The following is a 492-nucleotide window of genomic DNA, read 5'->3' on the forward strand; positions in this document are numbered from 1 at the left end:
CACCGCGCGCATGCTTGTACAGCAATCGGCAATAGGCGCTGCGCAAATGGTCGCTGAAAACCCCAAATTAGAGCTATCAACTCTTCGCCAGCAAGTGACCTCAAAAGGCGGTACCACTGCTGAGGCCATTGCCACATTTAATCAACACCAACTCTCTGACACCGTTGCTACCGCCATGCAGGCTGCAGTAAAACGTGCGCAAGAGATGGAATCCCTTTTTTAACCTCATCAAGGATTTGTAATGAATTCAATGCAGTTTTTAGTGACGACCTTTTTTGATCTCTACATCATGGTTCTCATCCTTAGAATCTGGTTGCAGGCAGCTCGCGCTGATTTCTATAACCCGTTCTCTCAATTTATAGTGAAAGCTACCCAGCCGGTATTAAAGCCTTTACGTCGCGTCATTCCATCCATTGGTAATATCGACTTAGCCACACTGACCTTTGCTTATGCACTGTGTGTACTGAAGTTTGTACTTCTGATGTTGATGGC

At 46.1% G+C, this 492-nt stretch carries 2 protein-coding genes; both read left to right on the forward strand.

The genetic code is table 11. From position 1 onward, the window contains the following. Positions 1 to 223: pyrroline-5-carboxylate reductase dimerization domain-containing protein (locus tag AB4585_RS25610; protein ID WP_372171595.1), on the forward strand; the 223-nt coding region annotated here is incomplete at its 5' end. An 18-nt stretch (positions 224 to 241) separates the two neighbouring features. Then, positions 242 to 492 (forward strand): YggT family protein (locus AB4585_RS25615; RefSeq protein WP_372171596.1); only part of this gene is annotated, 251 nt, incomplete at its 3' end.

This window comes from Vibrio sp. 10N.222.49.C9 (genome assembly GCF_041474985.1).
GTDB classification, from domain to species: Bacteria; Pseudomonadota; Gammaproteobacteria; order Enterobacterales; family Vibrionaceae; genus Vibrio; species Vibrio crassostreae_C.